The organism is Tychonema sp. LEGE 06208 (assembly GCF_015207505.1).
Taxonomy (GTDB): Bacteria; Cyanobacteriota; Cyanobacteriia; order Cyanobacteriales; family Microcoleaceae; genus Microcoleus.
Window position 1 is genome coordinate 1 of record NZ_JADEWT010000147.1, and the last position, 13946, is coordinate 13946.

Annotated in this window: 11 protein-coding genes and 1 pseudogene; 3 read left to right on the plus strand and 9 right to left on the minus strand. The window is 46.4% G+C overall.

The window, feature by feature from the left end:
* Nucleotides 1–149 precede the first annotated feature (149 nt).
* The 4 genes from blaOXA to IQ263_RS25530 all read right to left on the minus strand — a co-directional run bounded on the left by blaOXA (nucleotide 150) and on the right by IQ263_RS25530 (nucleotide 2838).
* A complete protein-coding gene (blaOXA, locus tag IQ263_RS25515; RefSeq protein ID WP_194070902.1) occupies nucleotides 150–1022 on the minus strand; it encodes a class D beta-lactamase in 873 nt (290 codons plus the stop codon).
* A gap of 235 nt (nucleotides 1023–1257) precedes the next feature.
* On the minus strand, nucleotides 1258–1671 hold the full coding sequence (locus IQ263_RS25520) for an MAPEG family protein (protein ID WP_194070903.1): 414 nt from the start codon (nucleotides 1669–1671) through the stop codon (nucleotides 1258–1260).
* A gap of 17 nt (nucleotides 1672–1688) precedes the next feature.
* The gene (locus tag IQ263_RS25525; protein ID WP_194070904.1) at nucleotides 1689–2072 is read right to left on the minus strand and encodes a DUF3037 domain-containing protein; all 384 of its coding nucleotides are present in this window, start codon (nucleotides 2070–2072) and stop codon (nucleotides 1689–1691) included.
* Nucleotides 2050–2838 carry a HipA family kinase gene (locus tag IQ263_RS25530; RefSeq protein ID WP_194070905.1) on the minus strand — a complete coding sequence of 263 codons (789 nt, stop codon included), beginning with the start codon at nucleotides 2836–2838 and terminating at the stop codon, nucleotides 2050–2052. The genes IQ263_RS25525 and IQ263_RS25530 overlap by 23 nt, the downstream gene beginning before the upstream one ends.
* 156 nt (nucleotides 2839–2994) lie before the next feature.
* Here IQ263_RS25530 and IQ263_RS25535 point away from each other — a divergent pair, with 156 nt between their 5' ends.
* A complete protein-coding gene (locus IQ263_RS25535) occupies nucleotides 2995–3543 on the plus strand; it encodes a protein-tyrosine phosphatase family protein (RefSeq protein ID WP_194070906.1) in 549 nt (182 codons plus the stop codon).
* Between the two features lie 397 nt (nucleotides 3544–3940).
* On the opposite strand, the gene IQ263_RS25540 is transcribed toward IQ263_RS25535, so the two are convergent.
* The 3 genes from IQ263_RS25540 to rnhA all read right to left on the minus strand — a co-directional run bounded on the left by IQ263_RS25540 (nucleotide 3941) and on the right by rnhA (nucleotide 6780).
* Nucleotides 3941–4825, minus strand: coding sequence for an alpha/beta fold hydrolase (locus IQ263_RS25540; protein ID WP_339384761.1), 885 nt, complete (start codon nucleotides 4823–4825; stop codon nucleotides 3941–3943).
* A gap of 237 nt (nucleotides 4826–5062) precedes the next feature.
* Nucleotides 5063–5674, minus strand: a complete 612-nt coding sequence (locus IQ263_RS25545) for a pentapeptide repeat-containing protein (protein WP_194070911.1) — start codon at nucleotides 5672–5674, stop codon at nucleotides 5063–5065.
* Between the two features lie 200 nt (nucleotides 5675–5874).
* Nucleotides 5875–6780, minus strand: a complete 906-nt coding sequence (gene rnhA / locus IQ263_RS25550) for a ribonuclease HI (protein ID WP_194070908.1) — start codon at nucleotides 6778–6780, stop codon at nucleotides 5875–5877.
* 80 nt (nucleotides 6781–6860) lie between these two features.
* Between rnhA and IQ263_RS25555 the strand changes: the two genes are divergently transcribed.
* Entirely contained in the window at nucleotides 6861–11624 is a 4764-nt protein-coding gene (locus IQ263_RS25555) for a CHAT domain-containing protein (protein WP_194070909.1), read from the plus strand.
* 141 nt (nucleotides 11625–11765) lie between these two features.
* Here the strand turns inward: IQ263_RS25555 and IQ263_RS25560 are convergent, their stop codons facing one another.
* A complete protein-coding gene (locus IQ263_RS25560; RefSeq protein WP_194070910.1) occupies nucleotides 11766–13514 on the minus strand; it encodes a hypothetical protein in 1749 nt (582 codons plus the stop codon).
* Between the two features lie 142 nt (nucleotides 13515–13656).
* Nucleotides 13657–13797 carry a hypothetical protein gene (locus IQ263_RS28955; RefSeq protein WP_228050358.1) on the minus strand — a complete coding sequence of 47 codons (141 nt, stop codon included), beginning with the start codon at nucleotides 13795–13797 and terminating at the stop codon, nucleotides 13657–13659.
* Between the two features lie 26 nt (nucleotides 13798–13823).
* On the opposite strand from IQ263_RS28955, the pseudogene IQ263_RS25565 reads away from it, so the two are divergent.
* Nucleotides 13824–13946 (plus strand): annotated as a pseudogene (locus IQ263_RS25565) (CHAT domain-containing protein); the annotation flags it as partial.

Genomic DNA, 13946 nt, shown 5'->3' on the forward strand with positions numbered 1-13946 from the left:
GGGAGAGGGGGAGAGGATTTTTGATTGTCATCAAAATATACAATGTTTATTTGCACAACAGCTTACACGCAGATGTTTTTCAAGATATGAAAGGGTAAGATTTTAGAAGAATTATTGACACGCTTTTTATTAAAGAACAGATAAAGCACTTAAAGCAGCCCCAGATCCTTCAAGCAACGGCGCGTTAACTCGATTCTAGCTGCTCCATCCTTTGTACTGCGGATGTCAATGTTTGTGGCAAAAAAGTAAGCATTTTTATTCTGCTCTAAATAACCGACATACCAGCCAATTTCCGCCTTTGTTTGTTCTCCAAAGCCAGCCCAGCCTGTTTTTGCTCTGATTGTGTAATTGGGAGTTTGCTCGACAATCATGATGTCTTTAACTAGAGAGAGCGATCGCTCGGAAAAGGGTAAGTCGTTGTTGTGGAGACGGCGCAAAAATTGAATTTGTTGATTGGGTGAAATTCGCAGTTCTCCTTCTAACCAAAATTTATCAATATCATCTTTTTTTCCAATGTTTTGGTTGCCATAATCGGCTTTTGCTACCCATTTTTGCATTTGTTCGTGTCCGACTCGGCGTGCGAGAACTTGGTAAAACCAGACGGCGGAAAGTTTGATGGCTTCTCTCATGTTCAAGTCTCGATTCCAGGCGGGAATTTGCCTTTGAATTCCATCCCAAGTTAGAATTGCAAGTTCATTGGAAATTACGCCTGTTTCTAAGGAAATTAGAGAGTTGAGAATCTTAAATGTAGATGCGGGTAAAAAAGCTGTGCTGTTGCGCTGCGGGTTGTGTTGGTAAAGCCGATCGCTATTCAAGTCGTAAATGGCGATCGCCCCTTCAACCCCTAATTCTTGAAAGTGCCGTCCAAAATTGATTGTTTGAGCAACATCTCCTTGTCGGTGCGGAGATTCCTGCGCTGGAGTAGGTGCGGTTAAGGCTGATTGCGATGGCTGAATTAAAACAGTAGTAATGCAGCTTAATACGATTAAAATCAGAGCGAGCTCGCGAAATATTCTGTTCATAAATTTTGATGTATCATATCAAATCCTCTCTTCATCGGAATAGTAAATTCACTGGTGACTGTTGACTGTTGACTGTTAACGGTTGACTGTTAACGGTTGACTGTTAACGGTTAACATCATGAGGAGTGCAACCGGAATTGATATCAGGTGCGTCAGACTTAGGCTATGTGGGAAACAATTAGATTTTTGGCTTGACGCACCCTACAATATATGCGATCGTTGTGTAAGTTATCAACTACAAAACTGCCATAATAGTTAAGGCGACTAAACAGCTTAACTGAACTGCTAAACTCACAATCCGAAATTTGGGATCGAGGCCGGCAATGTGAATTATTGAGTGTATCAACCGAAACACGATGTACGTTACAATCAGCGCGTCTACGGCTGTTCCCGAAACACTCCTAACTGTTAGGAGAAAAACCACTCCCAAATACAAAGGCAGGTTTTCTACCAAGTTGGATTGTACTCGAAATAGCCGCCACAGCAAACTTTGATCGTTTGGTGTGCCGAAATCTTTGGGAGAACCGCCGGCAGATAGATGCCGAATCCTGACGGTTAGCAGCATGACTACAACTGCGATCGTCCACAGGATGAAAATTACTAAACCCCAGAGTGGGAAGCTCATATTTGTTTGTTCAATTTGGATCATTTTTTTACCTTGCGAAACTATCGCACCATTGTATTGAGCAAATGTTCGATCGCACCCGGTAGATTTTCGCACAAACCAGTGTGTACCCTCGATGTTTGAACGATCGTGCTGCGGGGCGCTACGAGCCAGTGAAAGCGCTCTCTGTGGGGAAGTTGACCGATCGCGCCAGATTCGGGGCCGCCCGCACAAATGACGGGAATGACGGCTAGGTGGTTGCGAATCAGTTCCATATCTAAGGTTGAGTCGATCGCCCTCAAGCGCTGTTCGTCAATTTCGATCCGGGCTTCGAGAAATTTTTTGGTACCGCAGGAAACGATCGCCCCGACGTTGATAAATTCTTCGCGATCGACTTTGGGAACGACGCGGATAATGGCATAATCATACAGAAATCGAGCGGGCACTAATCGCTTCCTCCAAAAAAATATGTGTTGATTCTAGCCGGTTTAGCAGGTACTCAATATAAGCATCGCGATGTTGGTTGCTGTCGGTGAAAGGCGAATTTCCCACCAGCCAAACATCGGGAATCAGTTGAACGATGTTGCGAATAATTTCTGGCGTTAGAATCTGAGTCATCTTGAAGTTTGCCGCTTCCAGATTGCTCGCAAAACGCAGCAAAACGTGGTCTTTAATTGCGGGAAAACGATCGCGGCTGCGGGATAGATAATCTTTCCAAGTGTGGTGGAAATACATCGCCGCACCGTGGTCGATCAGCCACAGCCGGCGGTGCCATACCAGCATATTTGCATTGCGCGGCGTGCGATCGATGTTGGTGACAAAAGCATCGAACCAGACAATTTCCGAGGCCAGATCCGCCTCAGATTTGCCCGCTACGGGGTCAAAGGTGATGGAACCAGGGAGATAGTCGAGGGCGAGGTTGAGGCCTGCACTAGCGCGAATTAAATCTTGAATTTCCGGGTCTGGTTCAGTGCGGGCGAGTTCGGGATCGAGTTCCACAAACACGAGTTCGGGGATTGGTAGCCCGATCGCGCGCGCAATTTCCCCGGCTACTAACTCCGCGATTAAAGATTTTGCTCCCTGACCCGCGCCGCGAAATTTGAGTACGTACATACCCTCATCGTCGGCTTCGACGATCGCCGGTAGCGAGCCTCCCTCACGCAAAGGAGTGACATATCTGGTAGCATTGACTGTTCGCAAGCTGGGACTCATGCTATTTTAGATTTGGGATTGAAGAATTGGACGGGACTAGATTGCTCGTGTAAAATTTTGATTGAGTCAACCGCAGATGTCAGGCAGATTGACGCAAATCAACGCAGATACATTTTTATTTAAATAGTATAACTTGATAGCAATTATAATATAATTATGTACAAATTTGCGGCGGCTTCTGAGCATGAATTAGTTGTGTTTGGTGCGGCCAAACCGGGATACGGCGATGCAGAAGTTGCTCGATGGATTGATTTTATGCGGCGACAGAAGATCGATCGAGTTTGCTGTTTGCTTGCTGAATCTCAACTCGTCCGCTATGGTGATTTGGTGGGAAGCTATCGAAATGTTTTTGGGGGCGATCGCGTTTGCTGGGCTCCGATCGCCGATTTTGAATTGGCCAGTCGCGAAATTTTAATCGATCGCATTTTACCGTTTTTGGCATCTGCAGATAGCGCGGGCGATCGGGTGGTAGTTCACTGTGGCGGTGGAATTGGACGCACAGGACAGGTCTTGGCTGCTTGGTTGGTTAGCGGGCGGGGATTTTCTAACCGAGAGGCGATCGCGGCTGTCAAAAAAACTGGTAGAAATCCCTATGAAGCTGCGATCGCAGCTTTTTTGAAAGGTCGAAATATGTGGAAAGTTGCCGCAGAACTTGATGCTTTGTTAGATGATTGCCGCCGTGATTTTGATCGAGAATTAGAATAGATTAATTGTTAATTTGTGGTCTATTTTGGGTTTAATATCATGTCCAGTCTACGAGCGTCACAAAAAGGGTTTGTAGTGCGGACTTTAGTCCACAATCCTGAAGCGTATGCAAGTCCGCACTAGGAACTTTACTTTATTTTATATCAATTCCGGTTGCACTCCTCATGATGTTGACTGTTGACTGTTAACTGTTAACATCATTCCGATGCAACCGGAAACGATATGACCAATGACTAATGACCAATGACTAAGTAGAAAGGCGTAAATATTTGTAGTTGGGATGAGGCTGGAGTCAGGAGACAGAATGCAGGAGGGATTGGGGTTTGAGCCTCATTTATCTTTCTTAACACAGTTGTGTTTTTCCCCACCGACTTACTTAATGACCAATGACTAATGACTAATGACTGCTCAATTGGGCCGCCACGGCTTCGGTGAAGGGAACCGGCGCATCAAGCTGTAACCAGTGGCTGGTTTCGGGTATGACGGCGGTGGCAATTTCGGGGCGGAGTATGTGGAGGCTGAAGGGCCATGAGTTGGCGGGTGCGAGCACTGCTGCGATTCGCGCGCCCGGAGTTGCTAAGTAGCGATCGATCGCACCGACGGCGCTGTAAGCAAACATACCTTTGTACATACCGATCAGCCGATCGCGCGGGGTGAATGCGAGGCGCGCGATCGTGGTTTCGCGCGTCGCAAGGGTACTGCCTTCGAGGGCTTGGGCGAACTTTTCCTCTGCCGCAGCGCGGTAGCCGTCGCCCGCTAGCGCTGCGAGGAACGGAACCATCTGTTCCTCGTACACGGAGGGCGGCAGGTAGTTAAAGTCACCGGGCGGATCTGCGAGAACGAGGCGCGTCACCCGCGTTGGCGCGGAGGCGGCGGTGGCGAGAACGACGAGGGCCCCGAAGCTGTGCCCGACAAGGGCTACTTGGGGGATGTTCAGGGCGTCGAGGACGGCGATGATGTCGGTGGCGCAGGCGTCGGGGCTGTAGTCGCCGTCTGCGGGCGGATCGGAGGTGCCGTGGCCCCGGAGGTCGATCGCCAGAATGCGCTGGTTTTGACCTAGATTGGCGCGCATTCTGGCGATCGTCTCGTCCCAAACTCCAAGGTGGTATGCCATTCCGTGTACGAAGAGGACGGGGATGGGTTGTGGTTCTTCGCCACTTACCGCGCCCGTGTCGGTGAGATTGAGTCGCCCCGCAGGGCCGGCGACAGTTGCAATTTGCATAAAATACCTGGACTTTAACCTTGTTCGGATTGGAACGCAGGTGCGTTCCGTTTTTGTCATGGTAATCGACCGGACGTGATATGAGATAGTTATTAACCTTGACAGTCGATCGCACCGACGGCGCTGTCAGCCAACATACACTGGTACCTATTTGGCTTTGTCCTTTCAGCGATCCTTTGGCGTTTTTGCTGATTCTAATTTCTGTTTTTGATGCGGGCGACTTAGTGGCGCGATCGCAAATATCAATCTTAATTGGAACGCGGGGCATAAATAATCTGCTCTCCCCCGCCCCTTATTTTACTCAAGCATCGCCTCATTCAAGCAAGTTTTTCTTAAGTCACATCTACCTAAATTTGCACCTCTTAAATCTGCATTTTTTAAGTTAGTATTGCTTAAATCTGCATAACTCAAATTTGCGCCTCGGAGATTAGCATCAGATAAATTAGCTCCAACTAAATTAGCCCTGACCAGTTGTGTTTCACTCAAGTTACTGCCACTCAAATTTGCTCCCGGCATCTCCGCTGATCTTAAATTAGCTTGACTTAAATTCGTGCCGCCCAGGTCAGCCAAATTTAATTTAGCATAACTCAAATCAATCTTTTCCAAGCAAACTTTATCCAATTGAGCGCATCTCAAATTGGCATTAATAAAAAATCTGTCTCCCAGGGCATAACGGCGGAGCAATTCGTCCGCTGCTAACCGAATTAAAACTGTTTCGGAAGCATTTTGGTAGCACCACGATGCCTCCAGCAAACTAGCGGCTGCTTCAATTGCTACCTTGTCGGATTTAGGGAGAACCAAACTATTGCAGCCATCCCACTCACCCTTGAGCATAAATGCCATGTCAGAAGCTGCTGCAATTGAGTCGCATAACAAAACGGTTTCTTGTTTTGGTTGCAGCCAGTTCATTAAACCTATCGAACTCTTGTTTTTCACGGTTGGTTCGGGATTTGTTTGTTTTTCTTAATTATAGATAAAATTATTTTTAATGTGCTGAAACGGTAGGCACGCGGCGCGCACCTACCGTCATAATTCGGGGAATTAACCCTAGATATCGCAGCAGGCAAAAGGCATTAGTCAGATTCTGACTAATGGCTGATGACTGATGACTAATCTGTTGTACTTACGTGGTCGATTCTCTCTAATTGCCAGAGAATTTGGTTGCCCTCGCGGCGGACGCGAGAAACTACCCAGTTGCGCCACACCCAGTTGTCTCCGCGACTGGTGACAGCGCTGGCATTTACATCCATCAAATCAGCCAGTTCAGAACTGGTGATCAAGTAGCCCTTGGTGGCCACTTCATCGGCTGTGTGCAAAGTTTCTATCAGGTTGCGGAGTTCCTGAACTCTCACCTCGCGGGGCAAGTTCTCCAGGGTATCGGCAGTTGAATCCATCATGGTAGAGTTGGAGCTCGGAAGGTCAGAAGTTATGACATAGGATTCTATCGTTTTGTTACCAGTTGTGTCCGTTTCTTCCAAAACAATTGGGTTTTGCAAGTGTAGCGGCGGTGCCCCCGTACTCGCCCCAGTCCCGCCTGCGGTTGCTTTCTGCTGTTGCAGTTTGGGAGTGAGATTGCGCGAGAAGCTGCGGGCGATTTCATCGCATCTGTCGTTGTAGAAGTCGCCTGAGTGGCCGCGGACGTGCTCCCACTTGACTTGTCGCGAATTCAGCTTGTCTAGCAGGTGCCAGAGGTCTTGGTTGACGACTTCTTTGCCCGTCGAGGTTTTCCAGCCTTTGTTTTTCCAGCCTTGAATCCATTTGGTGATGCCGTTTTTAACGTATTCGCTGTCCGTGTAAAGGGTGACTGGTTCGGTTTGACCGGAATTGGCAAAAAATTCGAGCGCAGCGACTGCTGCCTGCATTTCCATGCGGTTGTTGGTGGTTTGGGGGTCTGCTCCCCCGAGTTCGTGACAGTTGCCGTCGGCGTAGCAAACTACTGTACCCCAGCCGCCGGGGCCGGGGTTGCCGGAACAAGCGCCGTCTGTGTACAAGCTTTTGATGGTGGGAGTTGTCATGAGGGAATTAATTTTTCATTGACAGGTAACTGGTTTGCAAGTGTAATAATTGAGGAAAATAGCGATCGACTGTAGCTGCCATGAAAAACGTCAACTTAAAGATTAAAAAGGTCGGGTTATTTATTTGTCCGTTTTCTTTGTTAATTTTTAATACTTTGGCGCAAGCACAGCCCATAGTCCCGGCTGCTGATGGTACTGGGACTGCTGTTACCCGCACCGGCAACCGCTACGATATCAATGGCGGCAGTTTGTCGGGAGACGGGGCAAATCTTTTTCACAGTTTTGGTCAATTCGGCTTAAATCAAGGTCAAATTGCTAATTTTCTGACTAATTCGGCTATTCAAAATATATTAGCTCGCATTGCTGGCGGCGACGCTTCGTTAATTAATGGCTTAATTACTGTCACGGGCGGCAATTCTAATTTGTTTCTGATTAATCCTGCGGGGATTGTGTTTGGGCCGCAGGCGAGTTTGAATGTGCCGGGGGCTTTCACTGCGACTACTGCGACGAATGTCGGTTTTGGTTCTAATTGGTTTAATGCTGCGGGTACAAATAATTTTAGCGCGTTAGTTGGTGCGCCCAATGCTTTTTATTTTGGCGCGACTCAACCGGGGAGTATTGTTAATGCTGGTAATTTGGCTGTGACTCCGGGGCAGAGTTTATCTTTGTTGGGCGGTACGGTTGTTAGTACGGGGCAGTTGTCGGCACCGGGAGGGCAAATTACTGTTGCTGCGGTTCCGGGGGAGAATGTTTTGCGTATCAGTCAACCGGGATTTTTGTTGAGTTTGGAGATATCAGCGGGCGCGAATTTGGGGAATTCTCCACAAGGTTTAAATCCTGTTTCTTTGCCGCAGTTGCTGACAGGTACGGGGCAAAATCAGGCGACTGGTGTTGCGGTTGCGGATGACGGTAGCGTGCGGCTGGTGGGTTCTGGTTTGCTGGTGAATTCTGGGGATGTGGCGATTGCTGCTGGGAATGTGTCTGCGCTGGATCAATTGAATGCCGGAAGTGCGAATTTATGGGCTGCGGGAAATCTGACGTTAGCGGGGACTAGGCTGCAAACTGGGGGGGATTTGAGCTTGCTGGCCGGGGATGCGGTGCGGGTGAGAGATAGCGTTCAGAATCCGTTTTTGGCGCGGGCTGGGGGGAATTTGGAGGTGCGGGCCGATCGCGCGATCGACATTCTCACTCAAAACGCGACGGGCGGCTTGTCTCTTCCCCCGCAATTCCAAAGCGCAGGCAATTTGAGTTTAGTTAGCAACGGCACGATTTCGGGGGATTCTCACTTTGTTGCGGGAGGCAATTTTTCGGTGCGGAATTTGTCGGGAATGCCGGGAAATTTTGTGAGTTTATTTGACCCGATTATCAGTTCCGAAGGAGATGTTTTTTTCGGGGATTATACTGGTGTTTCGCTGAAAGTAGAGGCGAGGGGGAGTATTGTTGGTGAAAATATTACTATTACTGGCCCGGATTTGGCATTGCGGACTGAAAATGTGAATTCCGACCCGGATATTGCGATTTTAACCAGGAGTCCGGCTTTGATTCTGCGGGCGGGAGTGGCAAATTTGGCAAATTCTGTTAATGTTTCTCCTGACAGTTTGGGTGAGGATGCAAATTTCACTGCGGAACCTGTTTTTAGCAGAAATTTGATTGCTGTGGAAAATATTTTAGCAGCCGGCCCGGTGATTTTGTCGGCAACGGGAGATGTGCAAACTAGAGATATTAACGGCGGACAAGTTAGCCTCGAAAGCAGGGAAGCTGGAGTAGTCGTTGGGGGGAGATTAACGTCGAGTTCGACAATTAATATTCAAGCTGTTAACAATATTATTCTGACTAATGATATCTCTCGTGCTGATATCAACGGCAATATTAGTCTGAATACGACTGGGGGTAATATTGTCACCGGTGCGATCGACACTGGGAATTCTGGGGCGATCGCCTTCACAGCTTTTGGCAATGTGAATTTTGGGAATTTGCAGGGTTCTCAAGTTAATATTACCAGCAACTCAGGTGCTCTGGGAGTTTTGACCGATCCGAATACAATTGTCCCGAATACAACACCCGCCAATATTACAGCCACCGAAAATCTCACTTTGGCAGCTTCGGGCGACTTAACCGTAGGGAACCTCGCGGGTGCTACTCTCAGGGCTAGCAGCAGCAGCGGAAGTGTGGCTACGGGTACGATCGCCGCTGCGGGAGATGTCAGAATTTTAGCAGGACAACAAATCAACACGGGGGCGATCGCTGTTAATCCTGCCACAAATCCAGTTAATCCTGGGATTCCCACAGTCAATTTGGACGCCCAAACTAATATTAATGTGGCATCGATTGATGCTGCCGCCGCCAGCGTTGCTTTGAGAGCTTCTAGCGACTTAAATACTGGGAATTTGCAGGGGGCGGCAGTTGATGTTAATAGTGATGGGGGAAATATTGCGATCGGCAATACTGCGTCAACTGGAAATATCAATTTAAAAGCTGCGGGAAATGTGAATTCAGAAAATTTGCGGGGTGTGGGTGTTAATATTAACAGCCGTGCGGGGACGATTGGAGTTACCAGTGCTACCGCCACCAGCAATGTAAATTTCACCGCTTTGGGCAATATAAATTCAGGTATTTTACAGGGAAGTGATGTTTTAGTTAATAGTAATGCTGGAAGCATTCAGACTGCAAATGTTACCGCAGCTAACGGTGTCAGCTTCACAGCGTCTGGCGATGTCAATGCTGGAAATTTGCAGGGAGTTGTAGTTGATTTAGTTAGCAGCAGGGGAAATGTCAGCACTGGCAATATTAATGCTTCATCAATTGTGGATATTTTAGCGGGAGGGCAGATCGGAACCGGGGAAATAGATGTTAATCTTTCGGGGCGCGATCGCAATCCTGCAGTGAATATTAACGCTCAAAATGAGATTAGCATTGTATCGGTGAATGCTCCGGGCGCTAAAGTTGATATCGCAACTCCGGGTTTGGTGCGAGTCACTGGTACTGTTGACCAAAACCGCACTCCTGTGAGTGTCTCAACCCTTGGTGGCGCTCAACCGGGTACAGTCAGGATCGCCCACGGTGGCGGGGATGTCAATCGGCGGATACCTTTTGCGGTGGGAGATGCGACGGTTAACGGGACTGCTGGGGCGATCGCCAGCAATACTTCGGGTACAATTACTCAGGGACAATCTTTCATCAATTCTTACACTCAGGGCAATAGTGCGATCGTCACTACCAACCAACCAAATAATCCACCGGGAATAACTCCACCGGGAATAACTCCACCGGGAATAACTCCACCGGGAATAACTCCACCGGGAATAACTCCACCGGGAATAACTCCACCGGGAATAACTCCACCGGGAATAACTCCACCGGGAACCAATCAGCCGCCGCCATCACTCAGGGATAGATTTCCCGATCGAGCGCGATCGGTTTTTCCCGAACCCAACCAACCTTTTAACCCCCAACAGCAACGGAATCAAAACAGAATATCGCGAGTTATAGGAAAACCCGGAGAAAGGATACCGCCGGAAAGAATCCAATCTCTGAGAGGACTGAGAAATGTTATCAATTCAAATATCAGAGATTCAGTTATTCAGTCAGCATTTCGCAGTGAAATCGGCAGAAATTTGGATGTCGGTCAAATATCGGCAGCTTTACCTCTGCTGGAAAAATCTTTCAGCCAAGAATTCCGGGAATATTTCGGTATCAACGTTAGCAGCGACGAGTTGCTATCCCCAGACGAAATCAAGAAAAAGTTAGCATCTGCGGGTGCAGAAACGGGCACGAAACCCAGCTTAATTTATCTGTTTTCGCGAGCAGACAAATTAGATTTAATGTTAGTAACTTCTTGCGGTGCAGTGGTTCACAAAACCGTGTCGCAAGCAAACCGGGAAGAATTGCTGAAAGTTGTAACTGAATTCAGGGGTGAGATTACTAAGCCTGGGGCGCGGACTACTACGAGTTATCTACCATCAGCCCAAAAGCTTTATAAGTGGATGGTTGCGCCTTTGGAGGAGGATTTGCAAAAGTGCGAAACGGATACTATTTCCTTTGTTGTCGATCGGGGTTTGAGAGGTATGCCCTTTGCTGCTTTGCACGACGGAAAGCAATTTTTGGTGGAAAAATACAGTCTCAGTTTGATGCCGAGTATTAATTTAACAGATAGTCGCTACGTGGATCTCAGAAATTCTCAAGTTCTAGCCATGGGCGCGTCGGAATTTTCCGAGTTGAATCCTTTACCCGCAGTGCCTGCAGAAATAGCTGCTATTTCGCGAGAGTGGCCGGGAGCAAGTTTTCTGAATGAGGGTTTCACTTTAGAGAATTTGAAACAACAGCATCAAAGCCGGCCTTTTGGAATTATTCACTTAGCTACTCACGGCGAATTTCGTCCGGGGGCTCCGAGTAATTCTTTTATTCAGTTGTGGAACAGTCGGCTAAGATTGAATGAGTTGCAGAATTTGAGATTGAATAATCCGCCGGTGAATTTGTTAGTTTTAAGTGCTTGTCGGACTGCTGTGGGTGATGAAAGTGCGGAGTTGGGTTTTGGCGGTTTGGCGCTGCAAGCGGGGGTGCAAACGGCTTTGGGGAGTTTGTGGTATGTTTCGGATGAGGGTACTTTGGGATTGATGAATGAGTTTTACCAGCATTTGAAGACTGCGCCAATTAAGGCTGCGGCGCTGCGAGAAGCGCAAATTGCGATGTTGCGGGGTAATGTGCGTTTGGAGGGCGGGAAGTTGCGGGGTTCGAGTCGGGGCGAGGGGGTGGAGTTGCCGCAATCTTTGCAGGGGTTTGCTGATTTGAAGTTGTCACATCCTTATTATTGGTCGGCTTTTGTGATGATTGGAAGTCCGTGGTGATTGGTAATCGGTAATGAAAGCAAAAGGTAATTGACAATAACCGCAAAGCTTGCGGCTTAAAAGCTGGTGCCCTGCCAATTATTCATTACCCATTACCCATTAGCACACATACCTCATTTATCTGAGAAAGGCTATATATTGTCAAGCCTTCAAATCAGAAAACCAAATAGAAACCTCAGCATCTGGATTTTCTGGCAGCCGAGTCCATCCAGTTGATTGGGCAAATCTCTGCTTGATTAGCGCCAGTTGATTTTCATTTTGCTCCAAAGCCTTAGATACAACAAGTATGACTCTCAAATCTTGTGCTGTTGTAATTTTCATCTGAGCTTCTTCACTGTCAACTATTGGAAGTGTGAGGATTCTGTGTCTCATTTCCAGCCACGAACCAAAACGCAATTCATCGGTATCTTTAGTTAAGACTACAACATCTTTAGGTGATTTAACAGCAGAATTTATTTGACTAACTACCGATTTAACATTCGTTTTTGACAAGATATCGACATAGATAAAATTCTCTGTTGTTACGTAATTTTTCCGCAACATTATAGCCTCAGCCCAATCACCTATATAATTGAGCGGGGGCAGCAAGACAAAGAATACCAATAAAATAGACAAGACAATTTTTGAGAGGATAGATTTTTCCCGATTTGAAATCCAGTAAAGGTAGGAAGAAATAACAAAAAAGACATTAAGTATAAAGAAAGGATTGCTATAACGACCGATGCCTGCCATTAATAGATTGATTCCAGTTTTATAAGATATATATGCAATGAATATAAAAGGAATCGTGGAAAGGCAGCCCCAAAGAATAATAAGTTTTTTATTGTATATATTTTTTCGAGCGCAGTCTGCAACAAACCAAAAAGCTGCTAAGGTTCCTGCTAGACCTACAAATATTTTAAAGGTTTCTGTTTTTCCTGAAATATCTAAAGCAAATAACTGTTTAAAAATTGTGCTTGTACAGGTCAACAGCCTGCCTTGAGTAAAAATTTCTGAATTGAATAGACCCAAACCAGGAGCTGCTATTAAACTAAACAAAAAACGCATTCCTCTTGTAGAAGGCGATGCCACAGGAATAGCAGATTGAAATTGCTCTACAGCACTATGGACTCCAGAAAGTGAATGGTGAATAGCACTCAGACCAATTACGGGTAACAAGCTGAATCCCGTACAAACTGTTAACAGGATAAAACGGTTTTTCAAGGTATATTGTTTGCTGAAAAACCATAAAAATACAGCTAGATATGCGAGAATTCCTAGAGAAACTAAAAAAGCAGAGTATTTTAACCAGTAAATTCCCCCTAAAAGTAGACCTAGTAGAGCTGCATGAATTAGAAGGCGGCTGTCAAATTTATTGCCTGATGATAAAATTGAACACAGATACATTGCGTAGAGTAATACCCAAGGCATGACTGCCCACGGAATCACATCTCCTGCTGTAAAAACCAATAATGAGCCAATTTCTATATAATAGATAGATAACAGGACAGCTATAATTATTTTGATTTTTTGGTCAGAGGTGAGAGTATCTATTACCTTTATCCACCCCAAGCCGCCTGAAAGAAATAAAAAGTATGCCGTTGTTCTGACTGCAATTCCTAAAGGCAATCCCAGGGCGATTAAAGGTAAAAATGTGAAGGTAACGCCGGGAGCGTGCCAGACTATCCAGGTTTGTATATCTTGGGATATATCTTTGGGATTTACGGTGACAACTGAGTTGATTAAACTAGATCCTCCGCTCAACCACTGGGAAATTCCTTTAATTTGAGGAATGGGATCGTACTCTATTCGGTAAGGAAATAATGAGGCGATCGCAAAAAAGACAGTGACAATAAATATAAATATTAAATATGGCGCTAATTGCTGATAACGAGAATTTGTTAAATTCATATTACAGTTTTAGTTAGGGAAACTATAAAGTATAAGTCAATACGGTTGACTGAAGAATAATCTGAATTGCAAAAAATGCCTGTATTGCCTATAAAATCGTAAGATGAAGTTCATCAAAAAATATTAAGTCAATTGTATTGAACTATAAGTCACCTGTCTCAAAATTGGTAATAAATGTGATGTTTCTTAATAGTTCTTGAAATTTTGGCTGGTAGGTATGTTCGCCAGCAATGCGGATGGTACTATTGCTCAGGGACAATCTTTCATCAATTCTTACACTCAAGGTAGTAGTGCGATAATCCGCAGGGGAGTTTGTGGTATGTTTCGGATGAGGGTACTTTGGGATTGATGAATGAGTTTTACCAGCATTTGAAGACTGCGCCAATTAAGGCTGCGGCGCTGCGAGAAGCGCAAATTGCGATGTTGCGGGGT